The sequence below is a fragment of the Cellvibrio sp. ARAG 10.3 genome (assembly GCF_051846955.1).
Lineage (GTDB): Bacteria > Pseudomonadota > Gammaproteobacteria > Pseudomonadales > Cellvibrionaceae > Cellvibrio.
Window position 1 is genome coordinate 24,458 of the sequence record NZ_JBPYCU010000012.1, and the last position, 19,014, is coordinate 43,471.

Sequence of the window (19,014 nt, forward strand, 5' to 3'; positions counted from 1 at the left end):
TGGCTTTTTTGTTTTTAATCATTGGTGATCAAGCCTTCCCTGGCAAATCTATCTGTAGTTACTTTTTCTTTGTCGCGCTGGTGACTTTTTTGGGGCTGACTTTCTTAGTTGATTGATTGCGTATCTTTGCTGATTGCAGCATGGGCTTCAAGAATCTGCCGGTATGGGAGTCTTTTTGTTTGGCGACATCTTCAGGTGTGCCGGTAGCGATAATTTGACCGCCGCCGCTGCCGCCTTCGGGGCCAAGGTCAATGATCCAATCCGCTGTTTTAATTACATCCAGATTGTGCTCGATTACCACAATGGTATTCCCATGATCACGCAGCCGATGCAAGACATTCAGCAGTTGTTGGATGTCGTAGAAATGTAGGCCGGTCGTCGGTTCATCGAGAATGTAAAGTGTTTTTCCGGTATCGCGTTTCGACAGTTCTTTAGCTAATTTCACGCGCTGTGCCTCACCTCCCGACAACGTGGTCGCGGCCTGTCCCAGGCGAATGTAAGAGAGCCCCACATCAATCAGCGTTTTTAATTTCTTCTCAACCGCCGGGATTGCCTCGAAGAAAGCGTGAGCATCTTCTACCGTCATCTCCAGGACTTCGTGAATATTCTTGCCTTTGTATTTAACCTCCAGTGTCTCACGATTGTAGCGTTTCCCTTTGCAGACATCGCAGGGAACGTAAACATCGGGCAGAAAGTGCATTTCTACTTTGGTTACACCGTCGCCCTGGCAGGCTTCGCAACGTCCGCCTTTAACGTTAAAACTGAAACGTCCGGGTTGGTAGCCGCGTGAGCGCGCCTCTTGTGTGCCGGCAAACAGGTCGCGGACCGGAGTAAAGATGCCGGTATAGGTAGCAGGATTGGAGCGCGGTGTTCTTCCAATGGGGCTTTGATCAATATCGACGCACTTGTCGAATAATTCCAATCCTTCGACGGCTTTGTAAGGGGCCGCTTTCAGAGTGCTCGCGCCGTTAAGTGCTGTCGAGGCCAAGGGGTGGAGCGTGGCATTAATCAATGTTGATTTGCCGGAACCTGAAACACCCGTCACGCATGTCATCAAGCCAACAGGAATCTCGACGGTGACATCCTGTAAGTTGTTGCCGCTGGCACCGATCAGCTTCAAAACCTGTTCCGAATTGAATGGGTGACGTTGTTCCGGTATGGCGATTTCGCGCCTGCCACTCAGGTATTGGCCGGTGATCGAGTCTTTGTTGGCCATGATTTTTTTTACATCGCCTTGGGCAATCACCTGACCGCCATGCACCCCGGCGCCGGGTCCGATATCAATAACATGGTCGGCCTGGCGAATCGCATCTTCATCGTGCTCAACAACAATCACTGTGTTTCCGAGGTCGCGCAAATGTGTCAGTGTTTTAAGCAGCCGCTCATTATCACGCTGATGCAGACCTATGGAGGGTTCATCAAGGATATACATGACGCCGACCAGCCCGGCACCGATCTGGCTGGCAAGCCGAATGCGCTGGGCCTCGCCCCCGGATAAGGTTTCTGCGCTGCGATTAAGTGTTAGATAGTTCAAGCCCACGTCAACCAGAAAGCGGAACCGATCGCGCAATTCTTTCAAAATCTTGTCGGCGATACCGGCTTTGCGTCCGCTGAATTTTAATTGTTGGAAGTACGTGTACGCATCGGCGACAGGTAGTTCCGTGATTTGCGGTAAGGTCCGCTCATCAACGAAGACGTGGCGAGCCTCTACTCTCAAGCGCGTGCCCTCGCAATCGGGGCAATGGTGGGTTGATAAAAACTTTGCCAGCTCTTCGCGCACCATTTGCGATTCGGTGTCGCGATAACGGCGTTCCATATTCGGTAGAACGCCTTCAAATATATGGCTTCGCTTGTAAATGTCGCCACGATCATTGACATAGTTAAATGCAACAACGTCGTTGCCCGACCCGTAAAGCACTGCGTCGCGCTGCTTTTGGCGGAGTTTTTTCCACGGCGTATCAACGTCAAACCCATAGTGCTCAGCCAGCGAAGCCAGCATATGAAAGTAGTATACGTTGCGTTTATCCCAGCCGCGTATCGCGCCCTCTGATAAGGAGGCTTCAGGAAACTGTACGACCTTGTCTTCATCAAAATATTGCTTAACCCCCAGCCCGTCGCATGTCGGGCAGGCGCCGGCCGGGTTGTTAAATGAAAATAGTCGCGGCTCAAGTTCGCTTAAACTGTAATCGCAAATGGGGCAAGCGTGTTTGGAGGAAAATAACCGATCAGGTTCTTCACCGTCCATGTAGCTGATGCTGGCAATACCCTCGGACAGGTTTAATGCGGTTTCAAAGGATTCGGCAAGACGTAGCTTGAGATCGTCGCGCACTTTGAAGCGATCTACCACCACATCGATATTATGTTTTTTCTTTTTATCCAGCTTGGGGGCATCATCGAGGTCTACCAACAGACCATTAATGCGCGCGCGGATAAATCCATCGCGTTTCAATTGTTCCAGGATATGGAGGTGTTCGCCTTTCCGGTCCCGCACAACGGGTGCCAACAGCATCAATTTTGTGCCTTCAGGTAATGCGCAGACGGTATCCACCATTTCACTGACGGTTTGTGCGGCAAGGGGTTCTCCATGAATAGGGCAGCGAGGCTCACCGACGCGCGCGTAAAGCAGGCGCAGGTAGTCATAGATTTCCGTGATGGTTCCGACGGTGGACCGAGGGTTATGTGAAGTCGATTTTTGCTCAATGGAAATTGCCGGGCTCAATCCTTCCACATGGTCGACATCGGGCTTTTCCATCATGGATAAAAATTGACGCGCATACGTAGACAACGACTCGACATAGCGGCGTTGGCCTTCCGCGTAGAGTGTGTCAAATGCGAGGGAGGATTTTCCTGAGCCGGAGGGGCCGGTGATGACCACCAGCTTGTCGCGCGGTATATCCAGATCAATGTTCTTGAGATTGTGGGTGCGGGCACCCCTTACGATAATCGTATCCATTAACCACCTTACATCTGCGCTGGTGAAAGAAAGACAAAGCGCTCAATTATACGGAAATCGCTTGTCAAAAGTTGTCAGGAGAGGCGTTTCTGTGGAAGAGGTTGGGAATCGTGTATTTGGCTGGCCTCTCACTCACCGCTCTTGTTAGAATCGCCTCTTTTCTTTGGGCATCATATCTGTGCAAATAACTCCGGTTCCCTTTGAGCGTCGCGTCGTTATCTCCCTGGCTGCACTTTATTCATTCCGTATGTTTGGTTTGTTTATGCTGCTGCCGGTGCTGGCGCTGCACAGCTCTGACTACAGCGGTAGCACGCCGTTCCTGCTGGGGCTGGCTTTGGGAGCTTACGGCTTTAGTCAGGCGCTGTTACAAATTCCCTTTGGTGTCCTATCGGATCGTATCGGCCGTAAACCGGTCATTTTTGCCGGTTTGATCATCTTCATCCTGGGTAGTCTGATAGCGGCTCAGGCTGACACGGTGATCGAATTAATCATTGGTCGTTTCCTTCAGGGCGGCGGCGCTATCTCAGCAGCAGTCATGGCATTGCTGACTGATCTGACATCAGAGGAAAATCGCACCAAAGCCATGGCGACCATTGGCGCATCCATTGGTGTCTCCTTTTCAATTGCATTGACTGTCGGCCCGTTGATGGCGGCATGGGCAGGTGTGTCCAGTATTTTTTGGCTGACGGCTGTTTTGGGCGTGGTCGGCATGGTCATCCTGTTCAAAGCTGTGCCGGTCGTAGCGACCCGGCGGCGTCAGCGGGAAGCAGGCGCAGTACCGGCTTTATTGTGGCGGACCTTTAGAAATCCTGATCTGTTACGGTTGAACGTCGGGATTTTTTCATTGCATTTTGTATTGATGGCCAACTTCATGGTGTTGCCTTTGATTCTTGAGCAGCAATTGAATGTTGCGCGTAATTATCACGGTCTGCTCTATTTTCCTCTTCTGGCAGCAGCGTTTGTTGTCATGTTGCCATTTATCATCGTTGCGGAGAAACGTCGAAAAATAAAACCGGTTTTTTTGGGAGCTGTTGCATTGCTGGTGTTGATGGAGCTTATGCTAATGCGCGTGCCTCCCAATCTGCCTTTGACGTTGTTAGCTATTTTTCTTTTTTTTGCTGCGTTTAATCTGCTTGAAGCGACCTTGCCATCCATGGTCAGCAAGATAGCGCCGGCGGGCTCCAAGGGTACCGCCACCGGCATTTATGCTACCAGTCAGGTATTGGGCGTATTTGCAGGCGGTGCTATCGGCGGCTGGGTGTTGCAGCACTGGGGGATGATGGCTGTCCTTTCTATGGCGGCTTTGGTTGGTCTGGTTTGGTTGATTGTGACGTGGTCCATGCGCCCACCCCGTTTCCTTGCCAGCGTACTCATTCCACTAAGGGATCATGACCCACAGGTAATCTCCGAGAAATTGCGTGCAGTGCACGGGGTTGCTGAAGTGTTGGTCGTCGCCTCGGAAAACACGGTATACCTTAAAGTGGACCCGCGTTTGGTGGATCGGCAGGCACTGACAGGCATAGTGGAAAACCAGATTTGAATGGCGTTTTAGCGGCTGTGGATGATAGAGTTGCAGCCAAATTAATAGGGCAAATGTCGCCGTCGGCGAATACACGATAAATCAAGAGGAGAAGTTTCATGGCTCGTGGAATCAATAAAGTTATTCTGATTGGTAATGTGGGTCAGGACCCGGAAGTCAAATATATGCCCTCTGGCGGAGCAGTGACCAACATCAGTGTCGCGACATCGGAAACCTGGAAAGATAAAAATACCGGACAACCCCAGGAGCGCACCGAGTGGCACAGAGTTGTATTCTTTAATCGCTTGGGTGAGATTGCAGGAGAGTACTTGCGCAAGGGCAGCAAGGTATACATAGAAGGCTCACTGCGCACGCGCAAATGGCAGGCCCAGGACGGTACAGACAGATATACCACCGAAATTGTTGCCAACGAGATGCAGATGCTTGATAGCCGTGGCGACAATAGCGGCAGCAGTATGGGTGGCGATTACGGCCAAGGCTATAATCAGGGCCAAAACTTCAACCAGCCCAAACCCGCCGCGAGTGGCCCGCAGGCAGCGCCCCAATACGGTAACCAGGGTGGTTATGCTGCAGCGGGTCAGGGCAATGCGCCCCAGCAGCCGCCGGCCGGTTTCGACAGTTTTGATGATGACATCCCGTTTTAACTGATCTTCAGTGAAAAAGCCCTGCTAGGCAGGGCTTTTTTGTATGTGGAGAGTATCACCTCTATTGCTAGAACGCGCTTACCGTTGGGCGCACGATAAGTTCATTCACATCGACGCTGTCGGGTTGTGATACGGCGTAGAGTACCGCCTGCGCAATAGCATCCGGTGTTAGTGATGCTTTGCGCCACTCCTTGAGCTGGCCTTTGGTTGCTTCATCGGTGATGTCGTGGCCCAATTCAGTCTCCACCACGCCGGGGCACAGGGTCGTCACGCGAATGTCTTTCGATTCCTGGCGCAGTCCTTCTGAGATAGCCCATACCGCATATTTAGTTGCGCAGTAAACCGCTGCAGTGGGGACGACCACATGAGCCCCAATGGAGGCTGTATTAATGAAATGGCCTTTGCCCTGCGCTTGCATGATAGGTAGGCCTGCTGCGATACCATTGAGGACGCCGCGGATATTAATATCGATCATGCGGTTCCATTCCTCAACTTTTAGCTCGCTCATGGGAGAGAGCGGCATAATACCAGCGTTGTTGAAGATAACGTCTACTCGACCGAAGGTTTGCTGCGCGAAGCTCATCAGTTTTTTCACCGCATCCAGATCTGCCACATCGACCGCCATATAGGTGGCTTGTCCGCCGTGGTGACGGATATCGGCTGCAATCTGCTCCAGTTTATCGGTGCGACGTGCACCTAATACCACCTTGGCTCCGTGCTCTGCCAGTAAGCGGGCGCTTGCTTCACCGATTCCGCTGCTGGCACCAGTTATAACAATGACTTTATCTTGAACATGTTTCATGGATGACTCCTGGGGGTGTGTTAATTGGTGGAGTCAGAGTAGGGCTTGTGGTGTGATTCGTTAATGCATGGTTCTCCATAAGGTTTGCCTAATTCTCCGATAATGCTCGGGAAGCATTTATTTCTATTGCAGGGATTTGTAATCTCAACATCACTTACTAGCTTGAGAAAACTGATATGACGGATAAGTGGCGGCAAGCAGAGTTGATTCGGCTGATTGACAAATTCTCCAAGGGAGATGGGATTCATCTCTCTGCCGTACCCGGTTTGAAATGTATCAAGGCGGCTGTGCCGAGTATGAAGATCCCGGTAGTGTATGAACCCTCTATCTGTTTGATTGTGCAGGGCGCGAAAGAGGTATTGCTGGGAGAGGAGGTCTATCGCTACAGTCCGTCACAGTTCCTGATGGTCTCGGTGGATTTGCCGGTAACCGGCCAGGTGATTCAAGCCAGCGACCAAAAGCCTTATCTCAGCCTGCAGATTGATCTTAATTTGCAGGATGTTAGCGAGCTTATTCCCGAGGTGAGTGAATGCATTGGTATGCCTGCTTTCAGCACGCGGGCCCTCTTTGTGGGCGAAACAGACATTACTTTGGAATACGCCGTCTTGCGTCTCGTCCAATTGCTGGAGAGTACAGAAGATATCTCATTCCTTGCTCCGATGATCCGGCGCGAAATTTATTACCGACTATTGAAAGGCCCTTATGGTCAGCGCGTGGTGCAGATGGCGGCCCGTGGCGGCAATATGCAGCGCATCTCGCAGGTGATTGAATTCCTGAAACGCAATTTTGACAAGACTATCGGGATCGCCCAAATGATTGATCTGGCGAACATGAGCCCATCCTCATTTCATGCGCATTTCAAGGAAGTTACTGCCATGAGCCCCCTGCAATATCAGAAGCGCCTACGCCTGCTCGAAGCGCGGCGGATGATGTTGGCAGAAGCGGTCGATGCATCCAATGCGGCCTACCGCGTCGGCTATGAAAGTCCGTCGCAGTTCAGCCGGGAATATTCGAGGATGTTTGGTGCGCCGCCGGTGCGCGATATTGAGAGTATTCGCGCGCGAACCTGACGCCGCCTGCTTCTTAATCTATCTATGGCAGCAGAGACAAGCAGGCTTAGCGGTGAAGATTTGAGAGCTTTGGATTGGCTTTTTTATTAGCGCGATAGAGTAAAACTATTTTGCCTATTTCCTGGATGAGTTCAACATGAGGCAAAGTCTGCAGCTGTGCCACGATGTCCTTGCGCTCTTCACGGTCAGTAATGGCAAGCTTAACTTTAATTAATTCGTGATCATCCAAGGCGCGATTAAGTTCTTGTAGTACGCCTTCACTCAGACCATTGCCAGCCACTGTCACAATCGGATTGAGCTGATGACCAATGGTGCGAAGTTGTTTCTTGCGGTCGGCGCTGATGGACATACAATTACCTTCTGAAGATCGGGATAGAAAAAGCGGGTTATTGTAGCTCAGGAACCATCGCCAGCGTTAATGAGATAAGCTTGTCTTTGCGTGGCCTTGTAATGCACATGATGGCCCCCACTATGAGCAAGCGGCAGAGTCATAAGCGCCCACGTGAGAAGAGATGAACCAATTGGTTGGACAATGGCCAAAACCTTTGGCAAGTCTTTTGAAGATTCAAGAGAAGAAAACCACGCCGGAACATTGTGTAATTTATTGTTAATTGACCCGGAATTCTGCAAATCACAGTCTTTCTATAAGGTGTGTCTGCCGATCTTCCGCACTATACTGATACACAAGAACGCGAAAATTTTTGATGTGCGACTGAGGATGCATCCTTGAACGATATGACAAAAAACCTGATTTTGTGGCTGGTCATCGCTGTAGTGCTATTCAGCGTGTTTGAGAATTTCAACAAGACCTCCAGCAACGAGAGCCTGAGCTACTCCGAATTTATCCTTGCCGTAAAGGATAATCGTGTTCGAGAGGTCACGATTGATGGGTTGACCATTGAGGGCTTGTACACCAATAACAGCCCCTTTAAAACAATCCGTCCCCAGGTCCAGGACCCGAAGCTGATTGACGACCTGTTAAATCACAATGTCGCTGTGAAAGGCCGCGAGGTCGAACAACCCAGTCTCTGGCACCAACTGTTGGTAGCCAGTTTCCCCATTCTGATTATTATTGCCGTATTCCTGTTCTTTATGCGCCAGATGCAAGGTGGTGGAGGTGGCCGTGGCGGGCCTATGAGCTTTGGTAAAAGTAAGGCTCGTCTGTTGGGTGAAGATCAGATCAAGACCAGCTTTGCCGATGTGGCTGGCGTGGACGAAGCGAAAGAAGAAGTCCAGGAACTGGTTGAATACCTTCGCGATCCCTCGAAATTCCAGCGCCTGGGCGGCAAGATCCCGCGCGGCGTGTTGATGGTCGGCCCTCCGGGAACGGGTAAGACGCTGTTAGCAAAAGCCATTGCCGGTGAAGCAAAAGTGCCTTTCTTCTCAATCTCCGGTTCTGACTTTGTGGAGATGTTTGTTGGTGTGGGTGCATCCCGCGTGCGTGACATGTTTGATCAAGCCAAGAAGCAGGCGCCTTGTATTATCTTTATCGACGAGATCGACGCAGTAGGCCGGCACCGTGGCGGCGGTCATGGCGGTGGCCATGACGAGCGCGAACAAACCCTGAACCAGTTGCTGGTGGAGATGGACGGCTTCGAAGGCAATGATGGTGTCATCATCATCGCTGCGACCAACCGTGCTGATGTATTGGATCGTGCTCTGTTACGTCCAGGCCGCTTCGATCGTCAGGTGTTCGTTGGCTTGCCGGATATCCGTGGTCGGGAGCAGATCCTGAAAGTCCATATGCGCAAAGTGCCGATTGATGAACGCGTCAGCGCCTCGGTTATCGCACGTGGTACTCCCGGTTTCTCCGGTGCGGACCTGGCCAACCTGGTTAACGAGGCGGCGCTTTTCGCTGCGCGCGGTAACAAGCGTCTCGTCACAATGGAAGATTTTGAAAAGGCACGCGACAAAATCATGATGGGCGCTGAGCGTCGTACCATGGTGATGAGTGAGAAAGAGAAGGAAAACACCGCTTACCACGAAGCCGGGCATGCCATTGTTGCGCGCCTGGTACCGGAACATGATCCGGTTCATAAGGTAACGATTATTCCACGCGGTCGAGCTCTGGGGGTGACCCAATTCCTGCCGGAAGCTGACAAGTACAGCATGAGTAAGCGCTCACTTGAGTCGAGCATCTGTACGTTGTTTGGCGGTCGTATCGCGGAAGAAATGACCTTGGGTTTTGATGGCATTACTACCGGTGCATCAAATGACATCGAGCGTGCTACCGATCTGGCGCGTCGTATGGTGACCAAGTGGGGGCTTTCGACCAAATTAGGCCCGCTTCATTATGGTGAGGATGAGGGGGCATATCCCGGTATGTCTTCACAGCAGTATTCTGATGAGACATCCAAGCTAATTGATGAGGAGGTTCGCCGCATCATTGATGAGTGCTATACCCGCGCAGAAAAAATCCTTGAGGATAATCGCGACATTCTGGAGGCGATGAAAGATGCCTTGATGGAGTATGAGACAATCGACTCAGAACAGGTCGATGATTTGATGGCCCGTCGCAAGGTGCGTCCGCCGCGTGATTGGCACGATGACGATTTCAACGGACATCTGCGTCCCAAAGACGCTGCGGGTGATGGCAAGAAGAATTCCGACGAGAATCCTGCCGGCCCCATTGGTGGACCAGCTAAAGATCACTAATCGCGTTATAGAGATCGAAAACAACCCCGGGCTTGCTCGGGGTTGTTTTTTTATGGCATGAACATAGAGCTCCTCACCCGCTTTGCTTTTCGAGGTACAAGATGCAACTCCATTGTGGCTCCAGGCTGCTCGATTTAACCCGCCCTGTCGTTATGGGTATTTTGAATGCCACCCCAGATTCATTCTCGGATGGTGGAAGTTTTTACCGGGAAAATCATCTGATCGTGGATCTAGCCGTGCGTAAAGCGGCACAAATGTTGGCTGAGGGTGCGCAAATCATTGATGTGGGCGGGGAGTCAACCAGGCCTGGTGCCCAACCGGTATCGGAGCAGGAAGAGCTGGATCGTGTGGTGCCGGTGGTGGAAGCCCTTGTAAAAGAGCTGGGCGCTATCGTTTCGGTTGATACCAGTACGGCCGCTGTTATGCGCGAATCGAGTACAGTCGGGGCCGGGATCATCAATGATGTACGCGCCCTGCGGCGAGAGGGTGCACTGGCGGCAGCGGCCGCATCCGGTTTACCCGTCTGCCTCATGCACATGCAGGGTGAGCCGGGTAATATGCAGCAGCGCCCGGTGTATGAGGACGTCATGACCGAGGTGAGGAATTTTCTGCAGGCTCGCGCAGAGGCTTGTCTCGCGGCAGGTATATCCGCTCGCAATATCATCCTTGACCCCGGATTTGGTTTTGGAAAGACGCTGAATCACAACCTCACCCTGTTGGCGCGCCTGGCTGAGTTGCAGGCGCTGGGTTATCCCCTGTTGGTAGGCTTATCTCGCAAATCCATGCTAGCTGCGCTGCTCAATCGTGACGTCCATGAGCGGTTGCCGGGAAGCCTTGCTCTGGCGTTAGCGGCTGCGGAACGCGGTGCAGCCATCATTCGTGTTCACGATGTTGCGGCAACGGTGGATGCGCTTAATGTCATGGCCGCCGTCAATAACATAAAAAATAACTGAAAAAAACTGGCCGCATTGCGTAAAATGCTGCCCCACTTTCTACTACATCGCATTTATTGAATATCAAAGGTGAACGGAGTCTGGTATCTATGACGCGCAAATATTTTGGCACCGACGGCATTCGTGGTCTGGTTGGTGAATTCCCGATTACTCCTGACTTCATGCTTAAACTGGGGTGGGCGGCGGGATGTGTGTTGATGGATCGCTTTGCAGGGCCGAATATGATCCTGATTGGTAAGGATACGCGCATCTCCGGCTACATGTTCGAATCAGCCCTTCAGGCGGGACTTATCAACGCGGGTGTGGATGTCGGTTTGCTGGGGCCCATGCCCACGCCTGGGGTGGCCTACCTGACCCGTACGTTTCAAGCCCAGGCCGGTATCGTCATCAGCGCTTCCCATAACAGCTATGTTGATAATGGCATCAAGTTTTTCAGCGGCAATGGCACCAAATTACCGGACGATATTGAGCTGCTGATCGAAGAACAGTTGGAAAAACCGATGATAACTGCTGAGCGCTTGGGTAAGGCGCGACGCATTACTGATGCCTCTGGTCGTTACATCGAATTCTGTAAAGGTACTATGCCCTGGGGTTTCAGCTTACAAGGGCTCCAGATTGTTCTGGATTGCGCCCATGGCGCTACATACAACATTGCACCCAGCGTTTTTACCGAGTTGGGCGCTAAAGTGGTACCGCTGTTTGTCGAACCTAACGGAACCAATATCAACCGCAGCTGCGGGTCTACCAAACCGGAAGCATTGCAAGAGCATGTTGTCGAAGTAGGTGCTGATCTTGGCATCGCATTCGATGGCGATGGCGATCGGGTGATATTTGTTGATCACAAAGGTGAATTGGTCGATGGCGATGAATTGCTTTACATCATAGCCGCCCATCAGCAGCAATACGGCGGCGGTTGTGAGGGGGTTGCTGGCACCTTGATGAGCAACTTCGGCTTTGAATTAGGGTTAAAGGAATTGGGTGTTCCTTTCGGTCGCGCCAAGGTGGGTGACCGTTATGTGATTGAGATGATGCGTGATAAAGGGTGGTCTTTGGGCGGTGAGAACTCCGGCCATATTGTTTGCAGCAATGTAACCACTACGGGTGACGGAATTATTTCGGCGTTACAAGTGCTGCTGGCGATTACGACCCTGGGTGTTCCCCTTCATAAAGCCAAGAAGGGCATGCAGAAGTTGCCGCAAACCATGATCAATGTGCATATGGCCAAGCGCATCGATGTTAATGGCGATCCAACAATTCAAAATGCTGTTGCCCAAATTGAGGCCAAACTGGCAGGTACCGGCAGAGTCTTGTTGCGGCCCTCCGGCACGGAGCCGGTAGTGCGGGTCATGGTAGAAGGGCAAAATAAAAATCAGGTCAAAGAGTTGGCTCAGGAATTGGCTTCGGTGGTTGAGACTGTTTTGAACTAAGCTTCAAAAGAAGACGGGTTTGAATCGGCAACAAACCCGATGACTCAGCCATAAACTGATAGAAAGTTGGGCATGGCCGTTAAAAATGGGATTGTATGTTCAACCCATCTTAGCTACCATTAGCGCCCGCTTTGGGGGAGGTATTGCTTGAACAAGGCAAATAACACCAAGCGTCGCCAGTTGGTTGTAGGCAACTGGAAAATGAATGGCAACCAGCGCACCAACGCTGAACTGTTAGCCAAAGTGGTAGCCGGTTGGCAGGGTAAGCACAACGCTGATGTTGCAGTTTGTCCACCCTTCCCCTACTTTCAGCACACATTGGAATTGCTCGCCTCATCAAGCATCGTGTTGGGTGCGCAGAGTGTGAGTGAGTATGAGAGTGGTGCATACACGGGTGAAGTATCTGCCCGGATGCTGGCGGACTGGCAGTGTCGTTACGTGATTGTTGGTCATAACGAACGCCGGCGGATGCAGCAGGAATCAGATACTCAGGTGGCGCAAAAGTTCGTTGCCGTACAGCGCGAACAATTGGTCCCGATACTGTGTGTCGGGGAATCGCTGGAGCAGCGTGAAACCGGTCAGGCGTTGGCTGTTATTCATCGACAACTCAATGCTGTTGTTGAAAGTGTCGGGTGCGATGCATTCGAACATGCCGTAGTAGCTTATGAGCCGGTATGGGCAGTAGGTACAGGTAAGACGGCAACCCCGCAACAAGCGCAGGAAGTTCATCATTTTATTCGTGAGCTTTTAGGTGATGTGGGGCAGCGGGTGCGCATTTTGTATGGTGGCAGTGTAAAGGCCAATAATGCAGCCCAGCTTTTCACCATGACGGATATTGATGGTGCCTTGCTCGGCGGGGCTTCATTGGATGCCGAAGAATTTTTAAGTATTTGTCGAGCAGCGGATATATAAGACCTGCTAGATACAGCAACTGAACATCGGGTTTTAGTATCAGTTGTTCAACCAGAGAGCATAACAATGGAAAAAATTATTCTTGTTATTCACGTGTTGACAGCATTGGCTATCATTGCCTTTATTCTGCTGCAACAAGGTAAAGGCGCTGCAGCCGGAGCCTCATTCGGGGCCGGTGCCTCGCAGACAGTGTTTGGTAGTCAGGGCGGCAGCAGCTTTTTTACACGTGCTACAGCGATTCTGGCCACAATATTTTTCTGCACCAGTTTCGGTTTGGCCATTATCGCCAAAAACAGTACATCCGTTGCTGTAGATGGCATTCCGGTACCGATGGAAAACCAACAGGTAGTACCGCAATCAGATGTTCCGACGGTTGAAGAAACAACGCCCGCCGCGACCAGTGATGTACCTGCTGTACCGGACTCTGAAGAGTAAACGTTTTAAAGCCCAAGTGGTGGAATTGGTAGACACGCTACCTTGAGGTGGTAGTGGCGCAAGCTGTGCCGGTTCGAGTCCGGCCTTGGGTACCATACATGTGAGAATGACTCACCGAAAAAGCCCCGTTAATCGGGGCTTTTTTGTGCCTGTCGTTCTGTCAGCGGACGAAGGCAAAAGTAACAGTGATTTCCATGAACAAATACGAGCAACTTCGCCATCAGTGCCTCTTGGAATCTTCGCGCAATTTCAACGCGCGAGGAAAATCGGTGGTGCGGTGCGAGTTCTGTCAGTTAGCAAATTTTGCTTGCCTTTGTCAGTGGCGTCCGCAGTCGATGTCCGGGTGCGATTTTGTGTTGTTGATGCATCGCGACGAAGTTTTTAAGCCCACCAATACCGGTCGCCTGATTGCGGATATCTTTCCGGACAATACCCACGTCTTTGCCTGGAGCCGTACCGAGCCGGATGCCGAGTTGCTGTGCTTGCTCAATGATCCACAGCGACAATGTTTTATTATTTATCCGTCAGCGGAAAGTGAAACGAGGGCGGTTTATTCGACGGTGCCGGTGAGCGATAAATCGCCGACATTCATTTTGTTGGATGGGACCTGGAAGCAGAGCAGCAGGATGTTTCATTTAAGCCGCTGGCTGGACAAGATGCCGGTGTTGCGTTTGCCGGAGACCTTATTGCGCGGTTACGCTGTGAGAAAGTCTCATCAGGACAATTATCTGTCGACGGTCGAGGCGGCCGCCTTGTGCTTGCAGGTGGCGGGTGAATCGCGACAAAGTGAAACCCTGCTGGATTATTTTGCGCTATTTAATCTGCATTATCTGGCAACCCGCGGTTGTTATGCTCCGGTGGTTGGAGAAGTGCATCAACGGCTGGCGAATAAACAGCAGATGGATCGTATAGCTGAATAACGTCCTTGTTATACGCGACAAATAGTTTTTTTCATCAATGTAATTTCAATCGGGGTCTCAACCAGCGGTTGATCCGGTTGGCCAACATCACCAACCCGGTTTTAATAAATCCATGAATCGCCACCTGGTGCATCCGGTAAAGCGATACATAAACAAACCGTGCCAGATGCCCTTCAATGAATAAGCTTCCGCTGCTCAAGTTGCCCATCAAATTACCGACGGTTGAATAGTTGGATAGCGAAATCAGCGAGCCGTGATCCCGGTAAACATACACTTGCAGCGGCTTATTGTTGAGCAATGCCACCAGGTTTTTGTAACAGGTGCTGGCCATCTGGTGTGCTGCCTGTGCACGGGGTGGCACCCGTTTGCCATCGGGTTGAGTAAATTGCGCGCAATCACCGATAGCAAAGATGTTCGGATCTCGCGTAGTTTGCAGGAATTCATTTACATGGAGCTGGTTAATCCGGTTGGTTTCCAATCCGCCGATATCTTTCATGAAGTCGGGCACCTTAATGCCGGCTGCCCATACAAATAAATCGGCTTCGATGCTTTCGCCTTCTTTGGTCTCCAGGCTGTGGCCGGTAGCGGCGGTGATGGTGGTATTAAGCTTTACGTCTACCCCGATGCTGATTAACTCCTTATGGGCTGCGGTGGAAATTCTTTCGGGCAGGGCGGGCAAAATTCTTGGGCCAGCTTCAACCAGCGTGACTTTTAACTGTTCGTTGGAAACGGCACTAAAGCCATAGTTGTGGAATTCCGCTACGGCATGATGAAGTTCTGCGGATAATTCCACACCGGTAGCACCGCCACCGACGATAGCGATACGCACGTTATCGTGGTTTTCCGGCAAGCGCTGGATACGTAAAAACGCATTGAGTAATTTATTGCGAAAACGGTGCGCCTGGGTGGGGCTGTCGAGGAAGATGCAATGCTGCTTGACGCCGGGGGTATTAAAATCATTGGAGACGGAGCCGAGTGCGATGATCAGGTAGTCGTAGTTAATGCGTGTGGAAGGAAGAAATTCTATTCCGTCTTCATCGCGCATGGGTGCCAGGATAACCTGCCGCGCTTCACGATCAATACCGGTCATATTGCCAACGCGAAAGTGGAAATAGTTAGCGATAGCGTGGCCGCGATAACTTACTGCGTCGACGCCTTCATCCATGGTGCCGACGGCCAGTTCATGCAGTAAGGGTTTCCACAAATGGGTCGTGCTGCGGTCGATCAGGACGATGTCCGCTTTTTTCTTTTTGCCGAGTTTGCGCCCCAGTTTGGTGGCCAATTCCAGCCCACCGGCACCGCCACCGACTACAACAATTTTGGGTGTCCGATTGGGGGGAGTCTCATGTCTGGTTAGATCGTTGCTTGCAGAATCATTGCTATCCACGTGGTTTACCTCTTGATACCGATAATGAAAATGGTAAAAAACCCAAGCAAACTATCTTCACGTTATTGATTATTGTAAGCGTAGCGCGCTAATCCAGGTTGACCCAGCTTTGCTTGGCGGCGCTGGCGAAGATGGCGTCGATGATCTTCATATTTGCCAGGGCGTCGCTCAAGGGTGTGGGAACAGGTTGTTGAGAGAAAACACTTTCAGCAAAAGCGTCCGCCATATTGCGGTAGTGATCGCACGGCGCCAGCTCAATTTCTTCGTGCTGTTGGTCGCGCTTGATGATCATCTTCGTGGTGGTATCCGCAACTGGGCTGAATGGAACAGGAATAAACACGCTGCCATTTTCGCCGCTGGCCTCCATATATTGGTTCCCTTCAATTTTGGTCGAGGCGGTAAACGTGGCGGTGCCGTCTGCAAATTCCATGATGCCGGAGACAAAGCAATCTACCTCATAACCCGGATAAGGCATGATGTGCCCCATTACCCGTAATGGCTCGCCATCAAACAGATAACGCGACAGCGAAATGCAATAACAACCGATATCCATTAAGGCGCCGCCACCCATGGCCGCGCTGTTGCGAATATTTTCCGGCTCGCGATTATTGTAGGAAAAATGGGAATGAATGCTGCGTACCTGGCCGATGCTGCCAGTGGTCACCAGGTCATGGGCCTTATCCCACTGCGGATGAAAGCGGTACATAAACGCTTCCATGACTTTTAAGTGCGGGTAACGTTGCGCGGCGTCCAGCAGGGGTTGTACGTCTGCTGTATTCAGGCCCAGAGGTTTTTCACATAACACATGTTTACCCGCTTCCAGGGCTTTAATTGACCAAGGCACATGCAGGTGGTTGGGCAGGGGGTTGTAGATCGCGTCTACCTCGGGATCGGCCAGCAGTGCTTCGTAGCTGCTGTGCGCGCGGGCGATGCCCAATTCATCGGCAACCCGTTGCGCACTCTCAGCGTCGCGGGAACAGATGGCGACCACGTCGCCGTGAAGGGAGGTCTGGATGGCAGGGATGACTTTGGTGCGTCCGATTTTGGCCGTGCTGAGCACGCCCCAGCGTAATTTTTGCATGTGATCTCACTGATAAAAGCGGGTGGGCCAGTAAAGACTGGTCATAGCGGTTGCCGATAATCAGCTCGGCGAGATCTGCAAGGTAATTCAGCGGCTGCGCGTTGTAAAGTACGGCGGTCAGGGCGTGAATATTTTCAGCATAGCCGGTGTGACGCCAGTCCAGCGCTTGAAGGCGCGCCGCAGGTTATTGGCGTCATGAAAATGGAGATAGCTGGCGACCTGCTCATTGCTCCAGCCCTGGCGGTTGATCAGGTAAAGTGCGAGGCATTTGCGTACAAGGTCGTATTGGGCCTGGAAGTGACTGTGATGCTTGCTCAGTTTGCGCTTGAGGGTGGCGCTGCTCATGGCAAAATCGGCGGCCACCTGGTCGAGGTTGGTGGGGCGTTGGATGTTGTGCAACAGGTGTGCGTAAATGCGCTCCAGAAATCCCCCTTCGAATCCCATCGCGGTTAGCTGCGCATCCGCTTCGCGTTGCGCGACGATCGCTGCGCTGGGTGAGGCATTGATCCAGGGTATATGCAGGTATTCCCGGGCGATCACCATGGCATCCATATGACTGTTGAAGGTCAATTGCTCGCCCAGATGCACCTGATACTGTTCAATGTAACGCGGCTGTTGATGGGAGAAATAGCACCGCCAAGGTAGATGTTGATCGCTTAACCATCGGCTCAGGGAGGTGAGCGCTGTGGTCATCATCTCCGTGAGGAACGGCCACTCACCGCTTGCGCCACAGGTGTCCTGCCAATACACATACAAAAAGTCGGCATCGTAATGCAGGCGTGGTGCAATCAAGGGTGTCAGTAACAAGCGATAACGCAGCAATAATTCCAACGCCTGCTGAAGATCCCGTGCATTCGACAGCGCTGCGCTGGCTGCACCGCAATGACCGGGCAGCAGTCGATGGCCCAATAAAAAACTGATGTCGTCACCGGGTAGCAAACGGCGGGCATTACTGATCAGTTGATAATATTGGCAGGGCGCAATCTGTAGATTGCCCGCCAGGATATCCTCATAAAAAAAACCGGTCCCGCGCAATAATTTATGGCTGTCGATGCCACGCTTGATCGCCATATCGATCAAGGTCGCCGGTTGCTGGTGAGCCAGGATGCAATGCGTGTCTCGTTCATACCAGGGTTTCATGGTGCAAGACTCATGCGGCGAGAAAGATATCGCGTTCCTGCTTTTCCTTCGCATGCAACAACGCCTGGTTTGCGCGCGCCAGCAAGTGTTCCGCTGAATCATCCAGCGCGAGGGCGACGCCGATGCTGACGGAGTGAAATACGCTCTCGCCCTGGCGGCTGGTTTTAAACGCAAAATGACGCACGGCGTTAGCCAGTTCCTGCGCGATCATTTGTGCCATGGTCTCGCCGGTATTGGGTAATACAATGGCAAAACGATCTCCGGCGTAGCGACACAACAGGTCGCAGCGGCGCAGGTTTAACAAAAGCAATTCTGCCAATTCGTGCAACAGGCGATCACCTTCATCCGTACCGTAGCGGCGATTGATATGGGCGAAATTATCTACGTCCAGCAACAACAATGATAAGGGTTGCTGTTGCTGGTGATGCTGGAGCAGCTCCATACGTAATTGTCGACGCAGATATTCTGCGCTGCCCAGGTGTGTAACCGGGTCCTGGATGAGATGTTCACGAAACAGTCGCTCACGTTTGCGCAAATGTTCATTGATATGCAGCTGCTCTTTATGCCAATGGAAAATGCCATAGGTCAGCAACAGTAAGCCCACGGGCATTAAACCGGATTCCACCCACTGGTCAAAGCTGACACTGTCCGGGATCTGGATGATTTCATCCAGCGCGTCCTGGAAACTGGCCAGGAATATGCCGGCCAACCCCAATACAAAAAAGTTGGTCACCCGTCCTGCCGGCCGGCTGTGAAGAATCAACAATAACCAGACCAGCGACAAGAGTGAAACCCCGCCTTCCCCGAGAATGTCGAACCAATTGATCTCGCGCCAATATTTGATGTCACCCGTACCCAGGCAGGCGAGCAATAACAGATTGGCGACAATAAGGATTAACAGGATTTTCCATTTATGCAGTGCGAGCATCGGCTGTTCCCAATTGGCGTTATAACGATGTTGCGCAGCTTTAACAGTGTGTTGTGACAACTTGATGACAGCGAAGGGAAAAACGATGTGTGCCCAAAACATGGCGTGGAGCAGGCAAATAAGCTCAACGCTTTTTTATGGTTTTTTCTTCCTGCCGCCTCCGGCCG

At 51.8% G+C, this 19,014-nt stretch carries 16 protein-coding genes and 1 tRNA gene; 10 read left to right on the top strand and 7 right to left on the bottom strand.

The annotated features are described in order from the left end of the window. Positions 1-58 precede the first annotated feature (58 nt). A complete protein-coding gene (uvrA, locus tag ACSV5M_RS15040) occupies positions 59-2,953 on the bottom strand; it encodes an excinuclease ABC subunit UvrA (RefSeq protein ID WP_439177050.1) in 2,895 nt (964 codons plus the stop codon). 178 nt (positions 2,954-3,131) lie between these two features. Here uvrA and ACSV5M_RS15045 point away from each other — a divergent pair, with 178 nt between their 5' ends. Next, positions 3,132-4,493, top strand: coding sequence for an MFS transporter (locus ACSV5M_RS15045; RefSeq protein ID WP_439177051.1), 1,362 nt, complete (start codon positions 3,132-3,134; stop codon positions 4,491-4,493). A gap of 98 nt (positions 4,494-4,591) precedes the next feature. Beyond that, positions 4,592-5,137, top strand: a complete 546-nt coding sequence (gene ssb / locus ACSV5M_RS15050) for a single-stranded DNA-binding protein (protein WP_439177052.1) — start codon at positions 4,592-4,594, stop codon at positions 5,135-5,137. Positions 5,138-5,204: 67 nt separating this feature from the next. On the opposite strand, the gene ACSV5M_RS15055 is transcribed toward ssb, so the two are convergent. Beyond that, positions 5,205-5,939, bottom strand: coding sequence for an SDR family oxidoreductase (locus ACSV5M_RS15055; RefSeq protein ID WP_439177053.1), 735 nt, complete (start codon positions 5,937-5,939; stop codon positions 5,205-5,207). A gap of 176 nt (positions 5,940-6,115) precedes the next feature. Between ACSV5M_RS15055 and ACSV5M_RS15060 the strand changes: the two genes are divergently transcribed. Further along, on the top strand, positions 6,116-7,009 hold the full coding sequence (locus ACSV5M_RS15060; RefSeq protein ID WP_439177054.1) for an AraC family transcriptional regulator N-terminal domain-containing protein: 894 nt from the start codon (positions 6,116-6,118) through the stop codon (positions 7,007-7,009). Between the two features lie 46 nt (positions 7,010-7,055). Here ACSV5M_RS15060 and ACSV5M_RS15065 read toward each other — a convergent pair whose 3' ends face one another. Continuing rightward, the gene (locus ACSV5M_RS15065; protein ID WP_439177055.1) at positions 7,056-7,358 is read right to left on the bottom strand and encodes a YhbY family RNA-binding protein; all 303 of its coding nucleotides are present in this window, start codon (positions 7,356-7,358) and stop codon (positions 7,056-7,058) included. Between the two features lie 386 nt (positions 7,359-7,744). On the opposite strand from ACSV5M_RS15065, the gene ftsH reads away from it, so the two are divergent. The 7 genes from ftsH (at position 7,745) to ACSV5M_RS15100 (ending at position 14,311) form a co-directional block, all read left to right on the top strand. After that, positions 7,745-9,664 carry an ATP-dependent zinc metalloprotease FtsH gene (gene ftsH / locus ACSV5M_RS15070; RefSeq protein WP_439177166.1) on the top strand — a complete coding sequence of 640 codons (1,920 nt, stop codon included), beginning with the start codon at positions 7,745-7,747 and terminating at the stop codon, positions 9,662-9,664. Positions 9,665-9,765: 101 nt separating this feature from the next. Then, on the top strand, positions 9,766-10,617 hold the full coding sequence (folP, locus tag ACSV5M_RS15075) for a dihydropteroate synthase (protein ID WP_439177056.1): 852 nt from the start codon (positions 9,766-9,768) through the stop codon (positions 10,615-10,617). 89 nt (positions 10,618-10,706) lie between these two features. After that, a complete protein-coding gene (glmM, locus tag ACSV5M_RS15080) occupies positions 10,707-12,044 on the top strand; it encodes a phosphoglucosamine mutase (RefSeq protein ID WP_439177057.1) in 1,338 nt (445 codons plus the stop codon). 147 nt (positions 12,045-12,191) lie between these two features. Beyond that, positions 12,192-12,956, top strand: a complete 765-nt coding sequence (gene tpiA, locus ACSV5M_RS15085; RefSeq protein WP_439177058.1) for a triose-phosphate isomerase — start codon at positions 12,192-12,194, stop codon at positions 12,954-12,956. A 66-nt stretch (positions 12,957-13,022) separates the two neighbouring features. Then, entirely contained in the window at positions 13,023-13,391 is a 369-nt protein-coding gene (secG, locus tag ACSV5M_RS15090) for a preprotein translocase subunit SecG (protein ID WP_439177059.1), read from the top strand. Between the two features lie 10 nt (positions 13,392-13,401). After that, a tRNA-Leu gene (locus tag ACSV5M_RS15095) sits at positions 13,402-13,486 on the top strand. Positions 13,487-13,726: 240 nt separating this feature from the next. Further along, complete coding sequence (locus tag ACSV5M_RS15100; protein WP_439177060.1) at positions 13,727-14,311, top strand: tRNA-uridine aminocarboxypropyltransferase; 585 nt, start codon at positions 13,727-13,729, stop codon at positions 14,309-14,311. A gap of 34 nt (positions 14,312-14,345) precedes the next feature. Here the strand turns inward: ACSV5M_RS15100 and ACSV5M_RS15105 are convergent, their stop codons facing one another. The 4 genes from ACSV5M_RS15105 to ACSV5M_RS15120 form a co-directional block, all read right to left on the bottom strand. Next, positions 14,346-15,698: an NAD(P)/FAD-dependent oxidoreductase gene (locus ACSV5M_RS15105; RefSeq protein ID WP_439177061.1), complete on the bottom strand. Its 1,353-nt coding sequence runs from the start codon at positions 15,696-15,698 to the stop codon at positions 14,346-14,348. A gap of 88 nt (positions 15,699-15,786) precedes the next feature. After that, positions 15,787-16,779 (bottom strand): Gfo/Idh/MocA family protein, encoded by a 993-nt coding sequence (locus ACSV5M_RS15110; RefSeq protein ID WP_439177062.1) that lies wholly within the window; start codon positions 16,777-16,779, stop codon positions 15,787-15,789. A gap of 117 nt (positions 16,780-16,896) precedes the next feature. Next, positions 16,897-17,919 (bottom strand): AraC family transcriptional regulator ligand-binding domain-containing protein, encoded by a 1,023-nt coding sequence (locus ACSV5M_RS15115; RefSeq protein ID WP_439177063.1) that lies wholly within the window; start codon positions 17,917-17,919, stop codon positions 16,897-16,899. Between the two features lie 10 nt (positions 17,920-17,929). Beyond that, positions 17,930-18,949, bottom strand: coding sequence for a GGDEF domain-containing protein (locus ACSV5M_RS15120; protein ID WP_439177064.1), 1,020 nt, complete (start codon positions 18,947-18,949; stop codon positions 17,930-17,932). Between the last annotated feature and the right edge of the window lie 65 nt (positions 18,950-19,014).